The 17,863-nt window shown below is 69.4% G+C and carries 15 protein-coding genes and 1 pseudogene; 7 read left to right on the plus strand and 9 right to left on the minus strand.

Annotation, left to right across the window (positions count from 1 at the left end):
• Positions 1-9: 9 nt before the first annotated feature.
• From dmpG to ACFPAH_RS12630, 5 genes are read right to left on the minus strand one after another with little or no spacing between them, the layout of a single operon-like run.
• Entirely contained in the window at positions 10-1,038 is a 1,029-nt protein-coding gene (gene dmpG / locus ACFPAH_RS12610) for a 4-hydroxy-2-oxovalerate aldolase (RefSeq protein ID WP_379745559.1), read from the minus strand.
• 14 nt (positions 1,039-1,052) lie between these two features.
• Complete coding sequence (locus ACFPAH_RS12615) at positions 1,053-1,976, minus strand: acetaldehyde dehydrogenase (acetylating) (RefSeq protein ID WP_379745562.1); 924 nt, start codon at positions 1,974-1,976, stop codon at positions 1,053-1,055.
• A gap of 9 nt (positions 1,977-1,985) precedes the next feature.
• Positions 1,986-2,777 carry a fumarylacetoacetate hydrolase family protein gene (locus ACFPAH_RS12620; protein ID WP_379745565.1) on the minus strand — a complete coding sequence of 264 codons (792 nt, stop codon included), beginning with the start codon at positions 2,775-2,777 and terminating at the stop codon, positions 1,986-1,988.
• A gap of 6 nt (positions 2,778-2,783) precedes the next feature.
• Positions 2,784-3,611: an alpha/beta fold hydrolase gene (locus ACFPAH_RS12625; protein ID WP_379745568.1), complete on the minus strand. Its 828-nt coding sequence runs from the start codon at positions 3,609-3,611 to the stop codon at positions 2,784-2,786.
• 46 nt (positions 3,612-3,657) lie between these two features.
• Positions 3,658-4,623, minus strand: coding sequence for a flavin reductase (locus ACFPAH_RS12630; RefSeq protein WP_379745571.1), 966 nt, complete (start codon positions 4,621-4,623; stop codon positions 3,658-3,660).
• 199 nt (positions 4,624-4,822) lie between these two features.
• Between ACFPAH_RS12630 and ACFPAH_RS12635 the strand changes: the two genes are divergently transcribed.
• Complete coding sequence (locus ACFPAH_RS12635; protein ID WP_379745574.1) at positions 4,823-6,010, plus strand: acyl-CoA dehydrogenase family protein; 1,188 nt, start codon at positions 4,823-4,825, stop codon at positions 6,008-6,010.
• Positions 6,011-6,252: 242 nt separating this feature from the next.
• Here ACFPAH_RS12635 and ACFPAH_RS12640 read toward each other — a convergent pair whose 3' ends face one another.
• The 3 genes and pseudogenes from ACFPAH_RS12640 to ACFPAH_RS12650 form a co-directional block, all read right to left on the minus strand.
• Positions 6,253-8,508, minus strand: a complete 2,256-nt coding sequence (locus tag ACFPAH_RS12640; protein ID WP_379745577.1) for a TonB-dependent receptor — start codon at positions 8,506-8,508, stop codon at positions 6,253-6,255.
• A gap of 190 nt (positions 8,509-8,698) precedes the next feature.
• Positions 8,699-9,853, minus strand: a complete 1,155-nt coding sequence (locus tag ACFPAH_RS12645; protein ID WP_379746018.1) for an acyl-CoA dehydrogenase family protein — start codon at positions 9,851-9,853, stop codon at positions 8,699-8,701.
• A 102-nt stretch (positions 9,854-9,955) separates the two neighbouring features.
• Positions 9,956-11,086: pseudogene (locus ACFPAH_RS12650) on the minus strand (acyl-CoA dehydrogenase family protein); the annotation flags it as partial.
• A 199-nt stretch (positions 11,087-11,285) separates the two neighbouring features.
• Here ACFPAH_RS12650 and ACFPAH_RS12655 point away from each other — a divergent pair.
• The 6 genes from ACFPAH_RS12655 to ACFPAH_RS12680 all read left to right on the plus strand — a co-directional run bounded on the left by ACFPAH_RS12655 (position 11,286) and on the right by ACFPAH_RS12680 (position 16,502).
• Positions 11,286-12,611 (plus strand): spinster family MFS transporter, encoded by a 1,326-nt coding sequence (locus ACFPAH_RS12655; protein ID WP_379745580.1) that lies wholly within the window; start codon positions 11,286-11,288, stop codon positions 12,609-12,611.
• Between the two features lie 10 nt (positions 12,612-12,621).
• Positions 12,622-13,479 carry an SDR family NAD(P)-dependent oxidoreductase gene (locus tag ACFPAH_RS12660; RefSeq protein WP_379745583.1) on the plus strand — a complete coding sequence of 286 codons (858 nt, stop codon included), beginning with the start codon at positions 12,622-12,624 and terminating at the stop codon, positions 13,477-13,479.
• Between the two features lie 2 nt (positions 13,480-13,481).
• A complete protein-coding gene (locus ACFPAH_RS12665; RefSeq protein WP_379745586.1) occupies positions 13,482-13,688 on the plus strand; it encodes a hypothetical protein in 207 nt (68 codons plus the stop codon).
• A gap of 26 nt (positions 13,689-13,714) precedes the next feature.
• Complete coding sequence (locus tag ACFPAH_RS12670) at positions 13,715-14,500, plus strand: SDR family oxidoreductase (RefSeq protein WP_379745589.1); 786 nt, start codon at positions 13,715-13,717, stop codon at positions 14,498-14,500.
• A 7-nt stretch (positions 14,501-14,507) separates the two neighbouring features.
• Positions 14,508-14,969, plus strand: coding sequence for a MaoC family dehydratase (locus ACFPAH_RS12675; protein ID WP_379745592.1), 462 nt, complete (start codon positions 14,508-14,510; stop codon positions 14,967-14,969).
• A 63-nt stretch (positions 14,970-15,032) separates the two neighbouring features.
• Entirely contained in the window at positions 15,033-16,502 is a 1,470-nt protein-coding gene (locus ACFPAH_RS12680) for an FAD-dependent oxidoreductase (RefSeq protein WP_379745595.1), read from the plus strand.
• A gap of 63 nt (positions 16,503-16,565) precedes the next feature.
• Here ACFPAH_RS12680 and ACFPAH_RS12685 read toward each other — a convergent pair whose 3' ends face one another.
• Complete coding sequence (locus ACFPAH_RS12685) at positions 16,566-17,675, minus strand: Rieske 2Fe-2S domain-containing protein (RefSeq protein WP_379745599.1); 1,110 nt, start codon at positions 17,673-17,675, stop codon at positions 16,566-16,568.
• Positions 17,676-17,863: the final 188 nt, after the last annotated feature.

The following is a 17,863-nucleotide window of genomic DNA, read 5'->3' on the forward strand; positions in this document are numbered from 1 at the left end:
TTCGGTGTGTCAGGCGGCGGCGCGGGTGCGCGCCATCGTGATCGCGGTATCCTCGATCATGTCTTCCTGGCCGCCCACCATGCCCTGGCGGCCCAGTTCCAGCAGCAGGTCGCGCGCCGGCACGCCGTACTTTTTCTCGGCGCGCTTGGCAAACAGCAGGAAGCTCGAATATACGCCGGCGTAGCCGAGGGTGAGGGCGTCGCGGTCGATGCGGATCGGGTGGTCCATCAGCGGTACGACCAGGTCTTCGGCCACGTCCGAGATCTTGTAGACGTCGACGCCCGTCTCGATCCCCATCCGGTGGCAGACCGCGACCAGCACTTCCATCGGCGTGTTGCCGGCGCCGGCGCCCAGGCCCGCGGCGGCGGCGTCGATGCGGGTCGCGCCGGCCTCGATCGCCGCGATCGAATTGGCCACGCCCATGGCCAGGTTGTGGTGGCCGTGGAAGCCCAGCTCGGTCTCGGGCTTGAGGGCGTCACGCACCGCCTGCAGGCGCTCGCGCACGTCCTCGGGCAGCATGTAGCCGGCCGAGTCGGTGACGTAGATGCAGTTGGCGCCATAGCTCTCCATCAGGCGCGCCTGCTTGACCAGGCCCTCGGGCGAGTTCAGGTGCGCCATCATCAGGAAGCCGACCGTGTCCAGCCCCAGCTTGCGCGACAGCCCGATATGCTGCTCGGAGACGTCGGCCTCGGTGCAGTGGGTGGCCACGCGGATGGTGCCGACCCCGAGATCCTTGGCCATGCGCAGGTGGTCGACAGTGCCGATGCCGGGAATGAGCAGCGCCGATACCTTGGCCTGCTTCATCAGCGGCACCACCGCGCCCAGGTAGTCGGCGTCGCTATGCGCGGGAAAGCCGTAGTTGACCGAGGAGCCTCCCAGGCCGTCGCCGTGGGTGACCTCGATCAGCGGCACGCCGGCCGCATCGAGCCCGCAGGCGACGGTGCGCATCTCGTCGAGCGTCATCAGGTGGCGCTTCGGGTGCATGCCGTCGCGCAGCGTCATGTCGTGAACGGTGATCTTCCTGCCCTTGAGTGTCATGGTAGTCCTTTCGATTAGTCGGCCAGGGCCGCGGCGGCCGGCGCGTTGGCAGGCGATTCAGCCAGCATGTGTTCGGCGAACAGTTCGGCGGTGCGCGCCGCCGAGGCGGTCATGATGTCGAGGTTGCCGGCGTAGGTCGGCAGGTAGTCGCCGAGGCCGGTCACCTCCAGGTAGACCGAGACCCGCTTGCCGTCGAACACCGGGCCGTTGACCAGGCGGTAGCCGGGCACGTATTTCTGCACTTCGGCCATCATCGCGTGCACCGAGGCGGTGATCGCGGCCTGGTCCGGCTCGTCCTCGGTCAGGCAGTGGACCGTATCGCGCATGATCAGGGGCGGCTCGGCCGGGTTGATCACGATGATCGCCTTGCCTTGTTTGGCGCCGCCGACCTGCTCGACGGCGCCGGCCGTGGTGCGGGTGAATTCGTCGATGTTCTTGCGGGTGCCGGGGCCGACCGAGCGGCTCGAGACGGTGGCGACGATCTCGCCGTAGGCCACCGGCTGCACCCGCGAGACGGCCGCCACCATCGGGATGGTGGCCTGGCCGCCGCAGGTGACCATGTTGACGTTCAGTTTCTGCGTGCCCAGCAGCGTGTCGAGGTTCACCGGCGGCACGCAGAAGGGGCCGATCGCGGCCGGGGTCAGGTCGATCATCAGCACGCCCAGCGCGGTCAGCTTGGCCGAGTGCTCGGCGTGGGCATAGGCGCTGGTGGCGTCGAAGGCGATCCGGATCTCGTCGGCCTCGACGTGGGGCAACAGGCCGTCGACGCCCTCGAAACTGGTTTTCAGGCCCATCGCGGCGGCGCGCTGCAGGCCTTCGGAGCCGGCGTCGATGCCGACCATCCAGACCGGTTCGAGCACGCTGCTGCGCTGCAGCTTGTAGAGGAGATCGGTGCCGATGTTGCCCGGCCCGATCAGGGCGCATTTGATTTTCTTCATGGAGGTCACCTAGTGGATAAAGTTGATCGCGCAGCCGCCCAGGCCTTCGATGTGCATCGCGAAAGCGTCGCCGGCCTGGACCGGCACCAGCGCCGCGAGCGAGCCCGAGAGGATCAGTTCGCCGGCGCGGAACGGAATGCCGAAGCGGCCGAGGGTGTTGGCCAGCCAGGCAACCGCTTCGGCCGGATGGCCCTGGACCGCCGAACCGAGCCCGCTGCACACGAGTTCGCCGTTGCGGCGCAGTTCCATGCGGGCGGCGGCCAGGTCGAGCGAGCGCGGGGTCGTGCGCAGGGAGCCGACCGTGAACACGCCGCAGGAGGCGTTGTCGGCCACCGTGTCCTGGATCCGGATTTCCCAGTTGTGGATGCGCGAGTCGACGATCTCGAAGCAGGGCGCCACCCATTCGGTGGCGTCGAGCACGTCCTCGCGGGTCAGGTTGCTGCCGTGCAGGTCCTGCTTCAGGCAGAAGGCAATCTCGCCCTCGGCGCGCGGCTGGATCAGGCGCGCCTGCCCCAGGCTGACGGTGGCGCCGTCCGGGTAGGCCATGCTGTCGAGCAGGAAGCCGAAATCGGGCTGGTGCACGTCAAGCATTTCCTGCACCGGGCGCGAGGTGACGCCGATCTTCTTGCCGACCAGGGCTTCGCCGCCTTCCAGGCGCCGGCGCAGCACCGACTGCGAGACGTGGTAGGCGTCTTCCAGCGTGAGGGCCGCGTGGCGCGCCGACACCGGGCGGATGGTCTCGCGGGTCTGCCAGGCGCGGAACAGTTCCTCGCCCAGCGCTTCGATGAGCTCATGGTTCATGGCGCGTCATCCGTTCTTCAGGAAGTCGATGCACATGCGGTTGAACATGGCCTGGTGCTCGACCTGGACCCAGTGGCCGCAGCGGTTGACGAGGATGGTGCGGATCTCGGGGCAATGCGCCATCAGCTTGTCGGCGCCGCCGACCGGGTTGAACTGGTCGTCCATGCCCCAGAAGGCCAGCACCGGGCAGCGCAGCTCGCCCAGGCGCGCGGTCATGTTCGGCACTTTCAGCACCGATCGCGCCGCCTCGGTCTGGGTCGCCGCGATCGGCGCACGCTCGTTGAGGATGGCGTCGGTCAGCAGCGACGGGTCGTAGAGCTGCATGCGCATCACGGCGCGCATGGCCTCGATGCCGGTCAGGCCCGAGCGGTAGACGGCGAACATGTTGGCGATGCCGGGCATGGCCAGGTAGGTGTCGAGGTCCTCGACGCCGCCGGGCGCCATCAGCACCAGCCGGCTGACGTCCTCGGGATGGGCCAGCGCATAGCCGAGCGCCACCGCGCCGCCCAGCGAATTGCCGAGCAGGGTGATGTTTTTCAGGCCGAGGGCGTCGACCAGGCGCTTGACGCCGTCGACGAAGAAATCGAGGTCGTACTGCGGCAGGTCCGGCTTGCTCGAAAGCCCGTAGCCGAGCAGGTCCGGCACGATGGAGCGAAAGCCGGCTTCGGCGAAGGCCGGGAAATTCCCCTTGAAATTGCTGTAGCCGCTGGCGCCGGCGCCGGCCCCGTGCAGGAAGATCACGGCCTCGCCGCTGCCGCTGTCGTGGTAGTGGATCTGTTGGCCCTGGCCGATGTCGGCGAAGCGGCCGACGGGGATGGGAGAGTGCTGGTCCATGTTGTCCTTTGGTCGAAGTGGAAGTGGGGCGGCGCGCTGTGCGAGGCTACGGCCACAGCTTGGGCAGGCCCGGGTCGCTGGCGCTGACCAGGGTCTTGAGCAGGTTGCGCAAGGCGGTGGCCTGCACCGGGCCCATGCCGGCGCTCAGGTCGGCCTCGACCGCCTTGGCCGCGGCCAGCACGTGCAGGATGGCGTCGTTGCCGGCCGGGGTCAGGCTGAATCCGCCGGCCTGCACCTGCAAGAGGCCTCGGGCGCAGGCGGCCTGCAGGGCCTCCGGCGTCAGCTCGACCCCGGTATAGGCCATGTGGGCGGCGATCTCGGCGGCGCCGAGCGGCTGGCGCACGCTCAGCAGCGAGAGCAGGAAGAACTCGGCGTCCGACAGGCGCGTCTCGGTTAGCGCGGGGCGAAAGCGCGCCATGAACTGGTAGTGGGCGCGGCCCAGCAGGTAGCCCAGCATGTCTTCCGAAAAGGCGCCGGTCTGGGCCGCATCAGGGCCTGGGCCGGCGCCGGCGACCGGGCCGCATTTGTGGGCGGCGACCGCGTACTGGCCGGTGACGTAGAGCAGGGGCGGCGCCGGGCTGCGGTCGTAATCGATCACTTCGCCGACGAAGATGATGTGGTCGCCGCCCTCGTACTGGAAGGCCGAGCGGCACTGGAAGCGCGCGCTGCAGCCGGGCAGCAGCGGCATGCCGCTGGGGCAGGGGTCGAGCGCGAGGCCGCCGAACTTGTCCTCGCCGGCACGCGCGAAGCGGTTCGAGAGCGCCTCCTGGTCGCAGGCCAGCACGTGCACGTTCCAGTGCGACGCGCGCGCGAAGGCGGGCAGGCTGCGCGCGCTCTTGGCCAGGCTCCACAACACCATCGGCGGATCGAGCGAGACCGAGTTGAAGCTGTTGGCCGTCATCCCGATCGCCGCGCCGTCTTCGCCGCGGGTGGTGACGATGGTCACCCCGGTGGCGAAATGGCCGAGCGCCTTGCGGAAGTCGCCCGCATCGAATGCCCTGGATTGGTCCACGCTGCTCTCCTCGTTGTCCATAAGTCGGGATAGCTTGCGACAGTTGCGCGGGGGCGGAATCGGCCGATTGGACTACCTCGCCGGTAGTCCGGTCAGACGATGAGGACGGGGCGGGCCGGTGCCACCATCGTCGCTACGCCCCCGCCAATGCAGCGCGGCGACCAACACTATGGACAACGAGGAGTACGGCATGACCAGAATGAACCAATCCTATATGACCCCCGACGCGGTCCGGCTGATCGAGGCCGCGCGCGCGCTGGTGCCCAAGCTGGCCGCGCGCGCGTCCGATGCCGAGCGGGCCGGCATGGTCCCGCACGAGACCATCCGGGAAATGCAGGAGGCCGGCCTGTTCCGCGTGCTGCAGCCGCGCCGCTGGGGCGGCTACGAGCTCGACCCGCGCGTGTTCTACCAGGTCCAGATGACGCTGGCCGAGGGCTGCATGTCGACCGCCTGGATCTATGGCGTGATCGGGGTCCATAACTGGCAGCTGCCGCTGTTCCCGGAACAGGCGCAGCAGGATGTCTGGGGCAAGGACTCCGCGACCCTGATCGCCTCGACCTACATGCCGGTCGGGAAGGCCGAGCCGGTCGAGGGCGGCTACCGCTTCTCGGGCCGCTGGCAATTCTCGAGCGGCGTCGAGCACTGCCAGTGGATCTTCCTGGGCGGCCTGCTGCCGAAACGCGACGGCACGCCCGGCTTCGAGCACACCACCTTCCTGCTGCCGGCGTCCGATTTCAAGGTGGAGCACAACTGGGACGTGCTGGGCCTGCGCGCCACCGGCAGCCACGACATCGTGGTCGATAACGTGTTCGTGCCCGAGCACCACACCCAGCGCACCAACGACCACAGCGACGCCGGCTGCCCGGGCCGCGCCCTGAACACGGCGCCGCTGTACCGGATTCCCTTCACCCAGGTGTTCCAGCGCGCCGTGTCGAGCGCCTGCATCGGCGCCCTGCAGGGCGCGATCGACGACTTCCGGCGCCGCGCCGCTGCCCACGTGGGCAAGCACGGCGGCAAGACCGCCGAGGACCCGAACGCCCAGATCGCCGTGTCGGAAGCGATGATGACGGTCGACGCGCTCAAGCTGGTCCTGATGCGCAATTTCGGCCGCATCGTCGACTGCGCGATCAGCGGCGAACGGATGCCGGTCGAAGAGCGCCTGATGCAGCGCGCCCAGGCGGCCCAGGTGCCCAAGCAGTGCGCCCAGCGCGTCGACGAACTGCTGCGCGCCAGCGCGGCCTCCGGCACCTATAAAACCAATCCGGTCGAGCGCATCCTGCGCGACATCTACCAGTCGCGCGGGCACATCGCCAACAATACCGACGCCTACGCGCGCTCGCATGGCGCCGTGATGCTGGGCATGCCGAACGCCGATCCCTTCGTGTAAGCGTTACGTCGTCTTCCTTTCAGGCCGATGCTCCGCATCGGCTTTTTTTGTGCCGTTCGCGAACGATCGTCTGGCGCCGATTGCGCAGGGTGGACACGCGTGTCCACGCGGTCGGGCATATGCGTGCCGCAAGGTCTCCAGGGCCGCCGCCAGGCGAGCCCTTTGATCGAGGCGATGGCCCAAAAAAAGGCCGCGCCAGCGGCGCGGCCCAAACAACGGGCGCCTCGGGCGGCGCCCGCCGGTCAGAACGTGGCCTTGAGCGACACGCCGAAGGTGCGCGGCTGCGCGTAATAGGCCTGGCGCAGGTTGCCGAAGCCGGGGCCGAAGTCGATGTAGTTGCCGATGTGTTCCTTGTCGAGCGCGTTGCGCGCCCACAGCGCCAGTTCGGCGCGGGTGCTGCCCAGGTTCAGGCCGGCCAGCGACAGGCGCAGGTTGAGGAAGCCGGCGCCCGCGACCAGGGTATTGCCGGCGACGGGCATCGTCGGGTCGGTCTGGCGCAGCTGGTAGGGGTAGGTATAGTGCGCATCGATGAAGGAATAGTCGGCCAGCAGGCGCCAGACGCCGTAGTCGCGGCGCGCCAGGACGGCGTCGGCCATCAGGTTGACGCTGTGTTTCGGGGTGTGCACCATGGCGCGGTTGTCGGCCACGTCGACGCCGAGCTCGATGAACTCGTCGTACTTGCCGTGCAGGTAGCCGTAGCTGGCGGTCAGGCGCAGGTCCTCGGTCGGGCGCATGCCCAGTTCGAGTTCGAGGCCGCGCGTGGTGGCCTTGCCCGCATTGCGGATGTTCGAGCCGGCCGCGCCTTCGGCGGTGAAGATCGATTCCTGCAGGTCGGTGGTGCGGTTCTGGAACACGGCGCCGTTGATGGTGGTGCGGCCGCCGTCGAAGCTCGACTTGAAGCCCAGCTCGACCGACTTGAGCTGCTCGGGCCGGAACGGGGTCAGGGTCTCGGCCACGCTGCTGGCCTCGCCGTTGAAGCCGCCGCTCTTGAAGCCTTCGGCGTACTTGGCGTAGACGTTGAAGCGCTCGCTGATCTTGTAGGCGGCGCTCACCAAAGGGGTATTCGACTTGAAGTCGGCCGAGCCGGTGGTGCCGGCCGGGATCAAGGCGCCGCCGCCGTTGAGGAAGCGGTCGATGGTCTTTTCCTCGCGCGTATGGCGGAAGCCGGCGGTGAGCTTCAGGCGCTCGGTCAGCTGGTAGTCGACCTGGCCATAGGCGGACTGGGTGTCGGTGGTGAAGCCGTAGCGCGAATCGAAGACCGAGCTGCCGAAGAAGAAGGATTGCGGATTGTTGGTATTGCCGCTGTCCTCGAAGTCGAACAGGCCGAATACATAGTACAGCTTGCCCGCGCTGCCGATCAGCTGCAGTTCGTTCGAGCGCTGGCGGTAGGTCGAGAAGCGCCCGATGTTGACCAGCTGGATGGGCGAACCGTCCAGGTCGAGCGTGTCGTCCCAGTCCAGCTTGCGGTCGGCCCAGGTGTACTTGATGGTGTTGCTGTCGTTGATCTTCCAGTCGGCCGTCAGCGCATTGCCGTAGACTTTCATCTCTTCCATCTGCGGGCCGTCGACGCTGGCGAGGTCGACCCGGCCTTTGGGCGAGACGATCACGCCGGGGATCGGCAGATCGGACTGGACGATCTGCGAGAAGTTGCCGTTCTGTTTGGCGCGCGTGAAGTCGTAGCGGTAGCTCAGCAGCAGATCGGGCGTGGCCTGGGCATCGATCGCGACGCGCGCCGACTTGCCGTCGCGGTCATTCATTTCCGTCACCGAGCTGCCCGGCGTGGTCTTGACCCAGCCGTCGCGCTTGTCGACGCGGGCGCCGATGCTGGCCTTGAAGATGCCGACCTGGGGCAGGTCGAGGCTGGCCTTGCCGACCCGCGCGTTGTAGTTGCCCAGGTCGAGCGAGACCGATCCGCCCAGTTCGCCTGACGGCTTGCGGGTGATGAAGTTGATCGCGCCGGCCATCGTGTTGCGGCCGTACAGCGTGCCCTGCGGGCCGCGCAGCACCTCGACCCGCTCGAGGTCGACCAGGTCGAGCACCGCGCCCTGGGTCTTGCCAGAATAGACGCCATCGACATACATGCCCACCGTCGGCTCCCAGTACAGCGCCGGGTTGATGGTGACCGAGCCGCGGATCGCGATCTGGGCCGAGGTGCTGTTGCCCGGCGCGTGCGAGACGCTGACGTTGGGCGCGATCGAGCCGAGGTCGGCCACATTGGCCACCCCGCGCCGTTCGAGGTCCAGGCCGGTCACGGCGGTGGCCGCGATCGGGATGTCCTGCAGCTTTTCCTTGCGCTTCTGGGCGGTGACGACGACGACCTGCATGCCGTCGTCGGACGTGCCGCGGGCCGCGGCCGGGGCCGGAGCAGCGGCGGGAGCAGCGGTGGGATCAGCGGCGGCGACGTCGGTCTCCTGCGCCTGGACGGGCGCGGCAAAGGCGGCGCAGAGCGCGCCGGCAAGCAGGGTGAGCCTGAATTCGGGTGTGGCGGATTGCTGCATGTAGTCTCCTTGGTTTTATGCGAGCGGAATAAGACGGACACGGCTCATCATTAGGCATCGCGCGCAGCGCACCATCGTCCATGCGGACTAAAGGGGGCGCTGCGAGGATGGCCGCGGCCGATCGATGCGAAAGCGGTGCAACAAGAGCGCGGGCCAGGGCGCCTCGTGGGCGCGCCGGTGTGCGCCGGTACTACGCGCCGCGCGGCTCGCGCGGCATGCCGAGCCCGCGCTCGGCGATGATGTTGAGCTGGATCTCGTTGGTGCCGGCATAGATCGTGTCCGAGCGGCTGAACAGGAACAGGCTTTGCAGCTGGCTGCGCCGCAGGTCGCCTGGGTCGACCAAGTTGCCTTCGGCGCCGAGCACATCGGCCGCCAGCTCGCCCAGGTCGCGGTGCCAGTTCGACCAGTAGTACTTGTAGATCAGGCCTGCATGGCTCAGTTGGCCGAGTTGGCCATCATCGGCGCCGGACAGGGTGCGCAGCGAGTTGTAGCGCATCGTGCGCAGGCCGCCGTAGGCCACGCCCAGGCGGCGCAGGATGGCCGGATCGTCCAGGCTGCCGCCGACCTTGCCACTGTCGCGCGCGGCCGCGGCCACCATGTCGAGCTCGTGGCGGAAGTGCATCTGCTGGCCGAGGGTGGAGACGCCGCGCTCGAAGCCGAGCAGGGCCATCGCGATCTTCCAGCCTTCGCCGGGCGCGCCGACCACGTCGGCAGCCCTGGCGCGCGCGCCGTCGAAGAAGACTTCGTTGAATTCGGCCGAGCCGCTGATCTGGCGGATCGGGCGGATCTCGACCCCTTCCTGGCGCAGCGGCATCAACAGGAAGATCAGGCCCCGGTTGCCGCGCGAGCCGGGTTCGCAGCGCGCCAGCACGAAGATCCAGTCCGACTCGTGGGCCAGCGAGGTCCAGACCTTCTGGCCATGCACGATCCAGTCGCCGCTGGCCGGGTCCTGCACCGCGCGGGTCTGGACGTTGGCCAGGTCGGAGCCCGCGTTCGGTTCCGAATAGCCCTGGCACCAGAAGGTGGTGCCGTTGCGGATGCCGGGCAGGAAACGCGCCTTCTGGTCCTCGGTGCCGTAGGCGATCAGGGTAGGGCCGATCAGGCCTTCGCCGATGTGGCCGGGGCGCCCCGGTCCGCCGGCGCGCGCATATTCCTCGTGGAAGATCACCTGCTGGCCGAGCGAGAGGCCGCGCCCGCCCGCGCTCTCGGGCCAGCCGACGCAGGTCCAGCTTGCGCGCGCCAGTTCGGCTTCCCACTGCTTGCGTTCGGCCGGGAAGGCGTCCTCGTCGCCGGGCGCGCCGCGGTGGCGCAGCGGCGCATACGGCCCGGTCAGGTGGGCCGCCATCCAGCCGGCGACTTCGGCGCGCAGGCGCCCGTCGGCGCTGTCGTCCGGACCCGCTTCCGGACCCGACTCCGGCTCCGGAAGCGGGTCCAGCAGGCGCGCGCCGAGCAGGGTCTCGCAGTATGCGTCGTCGCCGAACCAGGCGCGCGAGGCCTGGGCGCGCTTGAAGTAGAGCTGCGGATCGTATTCCCAGGTAAAGCCGACGCCGCCGTGCAGCTGGATCGCTTCCTGGGCGCAGAAGAAATAGGCGGCGTTCGCGGCGCGCTTGGCGCTGGCCGCTTCCAGGGCCAGGTCGGCGCCGGGAAGGGCGGCCGCGCGCACCGCGCCATAGACGGTCGAGCGGGCCGATTCGAGCGCGACCATCATTTGCGCGCAGCGGTGCTTGACGGCCTGGAAGGAGGCGATGCTGCGCCCGAACTGGTGGCGCTCGGCGACATAGCGGGTGGTCAGGTCCAGGCATTGCCAGGCGCCGCCGATCTGCTCGGCCGCCAGCGCCAGGCTGGCCAGGCTGGTAACGGTTGCCATGCCGGCGGCGAAACGGGCGGGATCGTGCGAGGCGTCGAGGCGGGCGTCTTCGCCGACGGCCACCTGCGCCAGCTCGACGCGGGCGATGCGGCGCGTCGGGTCGAGGGTGGCGAGGACGCTCACGCGCACACCGGGCGCGTTCGGGGCGAGCGCGAACAGGCCGAAGGCGCCGGCGTCGCCGGACAGGCGCGCCGGCACCAGCAACAGGCCGGCCTCGCAGGCGCCCAGCACCTGAGGCGCGCTGCCGGCAACCAGCCAGCCCTCTGGCGTGCGGGTGGCGGTAAACGCGCAGGCCTGCGCATCCCAGCCGGCCGGGCCGGGCAGGGCCAGGGCGGCGCCCAAGCTGCCTTCGGCAAGCCGGGCCAGCCAGGGCGCGGCGGCACCCGGCGCGGCCGCATGCAGCAGGGCGTCGGTCGCCAGGCAGGCGCTGCCGAGATAGGGCACGCAGGCCAGGCGCCGCCCGAGCTGCTCCATCAGGAGGGCGCGCTCGACCTGGCCCAGGCCCATGCCGCCGGCGCTTTCGGGAATCGCGACGCCGCACCAGCCCAGTTCGCTACGCAGCACCTCCCACAGGGCGGCATCGTGGCCGCCGCCCTGGTCGATCGCGCGCCGCACGGCGGGCGAATCGCTTTTTTCGGCGAGGAAGGTCTCGGCCGCCTCGCGGATCATCTGGCCGTCGGCGTCGAGATTAAAGTCCATGGCACGGCTCATGCGCGAAGCGTGGGATATGCGGGATGCGGGGGTACGTGGACATGCGGTCTCCTTTTTCTTCTGCCGTGACGAGATACGAACCGTATGGCCAGACGCATTTCGCAGCGTCGTCCAAAAGGACGATGTGGGCGCCGGGCGCCGCCGCGACTATAGGTCCATGGTTTTTTCGCAGGTCAACCCAGTAAAACCCTGATCGCCCATGCTCAAGCCCACCGTCGCTCCCGTCCCTGCCCGTACCCACCTCAGCCTTGCGTTGCTGGCCCTGGTCTACGTCTTTTCCTTTGTCGACCGCACCGTGGTCGCCGTCCTGATCGAGCCGATCAAGGCGGAATTCGGGGTCTCCGATACCCTGGTCGGCCTGCTGACCGGCCTGGCCTTCGCCGTGCTGTACGCCGGCCTGGCGATCCCGGTCGGGGTGCTGGCCGACCGCGGCAACCGCCGCAATATCGTCGCCGTGTGCTGCGCCGCCTGGTCCGCCGCGACCATGGTGTGCGGCATGGCGCAAAGCTTCTGGGTGCTGCTGGTGGCGCGCATGTCGGTGGCGGTCGGCGAGGCCGGCGGCATGGCGCCCTCGATCGCGCTGGTCTCGGACATGTATCCGAAGGAGCGGCGCTCGTTCGCGATCTCGCTGTTCATGATGGGACCGAACCTGGGCGCGCTGGTCGGGCTGGCGCTGGGCGGCTGGATCGCCCAGCACTACGGCTGGCGCGCCACCTTCCTCTGGTTCGGCGCGCCCGGCGTGCTGCTGGCGCTGCTGGTGTGGCTGGTGGTGCGCGAACCGAAACGCGGCGCCTTCGAGGCGGCGCCGTCGAAGGCCGCCGCCGGCACCAGCAAGTCGCAGGTGCTGGCGCTCCTGAAGATCCCGGCCTTCCGCTATGTCTGCCTGGCCTGCGGCATCGCCGGCGCGTCCGGTTACGGCTACGCGGTCTGGACCCCGAGCTTCCTGGTGCGCACCCACGGCATGTCGATCGCCCATGCGGGCCTGATCTTCGGCGTGATCGGCGGCATCGGTTCGGTGGCCGGCTCGCTGTTCAGCGGCCTGCTGTGCGACCGCCTGGTCAGGCGCGACCAGCGCTGGCAGATCGGCCTGCCGCTGACGGGTGTGGCGCTCAGCATTCCGGCGGCGCTGGCCTTCTTCATGTGGCCGGCAGGCAGCGCCTGGGCGGTCGGCAGCCTGCTGGTGCCGCATGCGATCGCCTTCGCCTTTGCCTTCGCTTTCTTCGCCAGCTGGTGGCCGGCCCTGTCCTACAGCGCGATCAGCCACATGGTCGCCGCCAACCAGCGCAGCGTGGCCGCCGCCACCCTGAACCTGTTCCTCACGATGTTCGGCCTCGGGCTCGGCCCGCTGGTCACCGGCTTCATGAGCGACCAGCTGATCCCGCGCTTCGGCCAGGAGGGCCTGCGTTATGCGCTGGCCGGCGTGATGTGCCTGATGCTGGCCTCGGTGGTCCTCTACTGGATGGCGATCCGTCCCTATCGCTCGTCGCTGGAATCGATGAGCGCCCCTGCTTACAGCCCGAACTGAAAGGCCGGCCATGTCCACTAATACAAGCTCTCCCGTCGTACTCGTCACCGGCGCCAGCCGCGGCATCGGCGCCGCCACCGCGCTCGCCTTCGGCCGCGCCGGCTGGCGCGTGGCCATCACCGCCCGTACCGTGACCGAAGGCCAGGCCCTGGCCCACCAGCTGCGCCGGCCCGACGGCGCCACCCTGTCCGGCAGCCTCGATACCACCGCGCAAGCCGTGCGCGCGGCCGGCGCCGAGGTCTTCGCCCAGCCGATGGACCTGCTCGACCCGGCCTCGATCGATGCCGCCGCCGGCACCGTGCTGGCCCATTACGGCCGCGTCGACCTGCTGGTCAACAATGCCGTCTACCAGGACCGCGAGATCAATGCGATGCTGGCCGAACTCGACCCGGCCGGCCTGGAACGCACCCTGCAGGGCAACGTCGTCGCGCCCTTCCACCTGATGCAGGCCTTGCTGCCGGCCATGCTGGCCCAGGGCGGCGGCCAGGTCATCAACGTCTGCTCGGGCGCGGCCCGCTACGATCCGCCGGTGGCGGCGAACGCCGGCGGCTGGGGCTTCGCCTACGGCGCCTCGAAGGCGGCGCTGGCGCGCCTGTCGGGCTGCATCAACCTCGAGCACGGCGCCCAGGGCATGCGCGCCTTCAGCGTCAACCCGGGCCTGGTCAGCACCGAGGCGGTGACGGCCACGCTCGGCGACGGCGGCGTGCTCGAGCAGCGGCATGGCGCGATGGCGCCGGCTGCGATCGGCGCGGCCCTGCTGTGGCTGGCCACCAGCGCCGAGGGCGCGGCGCTGGCCGCCAGGCCCGGCATGATCGACCTGCAGGAACTGGTGCGCAGCCGGGCGCTGGCCCCGGCAGCGGCGGCCTGAGCGTGCCCAAGACCACCCCCGCCGTCGAGCAGTCCGGGCGTCCGTGCAAGGAGGCGGTGCGTGCCTGGCTGCGCGCGCGACGCCAGGCCAAGGGTCCGCCGCCCGGCATCGAGCAGATCCGCCGCGAACTGGGCTGGGAGGAGGGGGACGCCGGCGCCGCCATCGTCCGTCGGGACGATGCCCGCGCGCGGCGCTTGCCCGAGCATTGAATTTTCCGACAACCCTTTCGATTCCCATGAAACCAGCACCCGAATATGTCGCACCGCATGGCCTGTTGGCCGGCAAATCCGTCCTCGTCACGGCCGCCGCCGGCGCCGGCATCGGCCTCGCCGTCGCGCGGCGCAGCGCGGAAGAGGGCTGCCGTGCCCTGTTCGTCTCCGACGTGCACGAACGGCGCCTGGCCGACGCGGTCGCCACGATCCGCGAGGCGACCGGCCTGCAGGCCGTCTACGGCCAGGTGTGCGACGTCACCCGCGAAGACCAGGTCCAGGCCCTGGTCGCCGCCGCCGAAGAGCAGCTCGGCGGGGTCGACATCCTGATCAACAACGCCGGCCTGGGCGGCTCGCGCCTCGTGACCGAGATGAGCGACGACGAATGGCACCGGGTGATCGACACCACGCTGACGGGCACCTTCCGCATGACGCGCGCGATGCTCAAGGCGATGCAGCCGAGAGGACGAGGCGTGATCGTCAACAACGCCTCGGTGCTGGGCTGGCGCGCCCAGGCCGAGCAGGCCCACTACGCGGCGGCGAAAGCCGGCGTGATGGCGCTGACCCGCTGCAGCGCGCTGGAGGCGGCCGAATTCGGTATCCGCATCAATGCGGTGGCGCCCTCGATCGCGCTGCACGCTTTCCTGAAAAAATCCGCGCCCGAGGCCCTGCTCGAGGAACTCACCAGCAGGGAAGCGTTCGGGCGCGGCGCCGAGCCGTGGGAAGTGGCCAACGTGATGGTGTTCCTGGCCAGCGACTACGCTTCCTACATGACCGGCGAAGTGGTGTCGGTCAGCTCCCAGCATGCGTGAGCGCGCCATGACCCACCGTTTCGACAGCGTGGCGGCGGTCATGGCCGCCGAGGGCCTGGACCTGGGCGTGACGCCCTGGATGACGATAGCCCAGGCGCGCATCGACCTGTTCGCCGAGGCCACGGGCGACCACCAGTGGATCCACGTCGATCCCGAGCGCGCCAGGGAAGGCCCGTTCGGCGCCTGCATCGCGCACGGCTACCTGACCCTGTCGCTGGCCAACTGCTTCCTGCCCCAGCTGATCGCCTACGAGCGGCTCGAGATGGGCGTCAATTACGGCTGCGAGAAGGTGCGGTTTCCCGCCCCGGTGAAGGCCGGCGCGCGGGTGCGCGGCCACGGCCAGGTGCTGCGCGCCGAGGCCCAGGGCAGCGGGGTCCAGCTGACGGTGCGCGTCACGGTCCAGATCGAGGGCAGCGAGCGCCCCGGCTGCGTGGTCGATACCGTCAGCCGTTTGTTCTTTCAATCGTAGTTCGTCAGCCGCGGGTCCGCGCCGCGGCTGCGGCCGCTTGCCCGCACAACCAGGGGAAGCCAGATGGGAACAGCGTATTCGCCGTCCCGGCCATTGCGCGCCGGTGAAGTCACACAGTGGGATATCGAGACCGACGTCGCCGTGGTCGGCTTCGGCGCGGCCGGCAGCTGCGCCGCGATCGAGGCGCGTCGCGCCGGCGCCGAGGTCGCGATCTTCGAAGTCGCGGCCGCCGCCGGGGGCAGCGCCGCGCTCTCGGGCGGCGAAGTGTATGCCGGCGGCAGCGGCGGCACCTCGGTGCAGCGCGCGGCCGGCTTCGAGGACGCCACCGAGGATTTATATACTTACCTGATGATGGCGGCCGGCCCCGGCGCCGACGCCGACCGCACCCGGCTCTATGCGGAAGGGGCCGAGGCCCATTTCCGCTGGCTGCAGGAACAGGGCGTGCCCTTCAAGGGCAGCTACGTGCCGGGCAAGGTGGTCGAACCGCTGGGCGACGACACCTTGTTGTGGTCCGGCTCGGAGCAGTCCTGGCCGTTCTCGGCGGCCGCCAGGCCGGCGCCGCGCGGCCACGCCACGCAAATGCCGGGCTGGGGCGCCGGCAAGATCATGATGGAGCACCTGGCCGGCAACGCGCTGCGCCTCGGTGCCAGCGCCCACTACAACAGCCGCGCGCTGACCCTGGTGCTGGACGCCGGCGGGGCGGTCGCCGGGCTGGTGGTGCGCATCGACGGCGCCGAGCGCTTCGTGCGCGCGCGCAGGGGCGTGGTGCTGTGCGCGGGCGGCTTCATCGCCAACCGCGAGATGGTCGCCCGCTATACGCCGGCGGCCCTGGCCTGCAGCGAACTGGTCACGGCGGGCAACGACGACGGTTCCGGCATCCGCCTCGGGATCGGCGCGGGCGCCGCCGCCATCCACATGGACCAGTTCTTCGCTACCCTGCCGTTCTTCCCGCCCGAGTCGCTGGTCAAGGGCATCTTCGTGAATGCCCGCGGCAGCCGCCTGATCAACGAGGATGCCTACCACGGCCGGGTCGCCCATTACGTGCTGCGCCAGCCGGAAGGGCGGGTCTGGCTGCTGGTCGACAACGCCATCTTCGGGCGGCCGCTGATCCATCCGGACGTGACGGTGGCCGCGGTGTCCGACAACTGGGCCGAGCTGGAACAGGAACTCGGCATCCCGGAAGGCGCGCTGGTGCACACGGTCGAGGAATTCAACCGCCACGCGGCCGAGGGGCGCGACCCGTATTTCCACAAGGCCGCCGAGTGGCTGCGCCCGCTCACCGAGGCGCCGTTCGCCGCGCTCAGCTATTGTCCGGGCGACATGCCGGCCCACGCCTTCACGCTCGGCGGGCTGGCCACGCTGCCGGGCGGCGAAGTGCTCGACGCCGACGGCGCGCCGATCGCCGGTCTGTACGCGGCCGGGCGCACCGCCTGCGGCCTGCCGCGCTGGGGCGAAGGCTACAGCTCGGGCCTGTCGCTGGGCGACTCGACCTTCTTCGGTCGCATGGCCGGGCGCAGCGCGGCGGTCCGCTGAACTTCCAGCGCTTCCATGAAAAACGGCGGCCAGTGGCCGCCGTTGTCGTGTCGGCCTTGCGGCTCAGCTTTCGGCCAGCTCCGCTTCGGTGTAGGCGACCATCCCGCGCGGCACGTACATGCCCTCGCACTGGTCGAGGAACTCCTGCTTGCGCGCGCGCGGGTTGTAGAACTGCTTGTACCAGATGCGCGCCTTCATGAAGGGGCCGTCGCTCGGCAGGAACAGGCCGTTCAGGCAGGGGCCCTTGTTGGTCCAGACCTCGAAGTCCTGCATGAAGGCCAGGCGGCTCGACTCCTGGAACTGGCGCGCGGCGATCGTGTCGGGCTGGGTCACGCGGGCATTGTTCCCCGGCGACTTGACCATCAGCGCGTGCCAGACCTTGATCGAACCGTCGTCGATCGGGGTGTGGGTGATCATCAGGATCGCCTCGAACATGCCGGTCAGGTCCGAGATCAGCACCCCCGGTCCGTGGTAGGTGGTGACCGTGTGCAGGATCGGGCTGGCGCCGTCGGCCGCGACCAGGGTACGGTGCGGGCCGCACTGGCGCTGGGTGGCCAGGTGGCCGGCGAATTCGTTCTCGTACTTTTGCACGGTCGAGCCGTGGATCGGGCCCAGGTGGCTGTAGTCGCAGATGTTGTCGATCACTTCCTGCGGGTGCTGGTTGAGCACGCCCAGGTGGTCGTACTTCCAGCGCACCCAGGACGGGTCGTCCCACTGGGCCAGCGTCGGGTGCCCCCATTCCGGGGCGCCGCCTTCCGGATCGTGCCAGACCCAGATCGCGCCCAGGCTCTCGACCACGGTCCAGGACTTGACGCAGGCGGCCGCGGGGATAGGCCCCTGGTGGTAGGGGATGTCGTCGCATTTGCCGTCGGGGCCGAAGCGCCACGCGTGGTAGGGACAGCGGATGCTGTCGCCCTCGACGTTGCTGCCGCCGCCGTCGAGCACGACGTAGGAGGTATTGTTCGGCGCCGCCAGGTGGGTCTTCATGTGCGGGCAGTAGGCATCGAGCAGGACCACCTTGCCGGTGGCGCGGCCGCGGTAGAGCGCGAAGTCCTTGCCGAAAAAGCGCACGGCGAGCGGCTTGTGGGTGTTGAGTTCCTCCGCGTCCGCGATCATGAACCAGCCGCGCGGGAAGGTGAAGTCTCCCAGTCGATAATCTTTTGATGTTGCCATTATTCCTCCAGAATAGAACGCGACCCGCTGGCGCGGCGCTCGACGATTATTCTCCCGCCGCGCGCGCCGCGCATACTCCGTTTGAACGATATGCCCGACCGCGACGGCGCCCGGATATCGTCCTAATGGACGTGGTGCGGGCGTGGCCCCTTCTTTACATTGAAAGCCTGAGACACGGTACCGGCGCA

It is taken from the genome of Massilia sp. GCM10023247 (assembly GCF_042653325.1).
GTDB lineage: Bacteria > Pseudomonadota > Gammaproteobacteria > Burkholderiales > Burkholderiaceae_D > Telluria.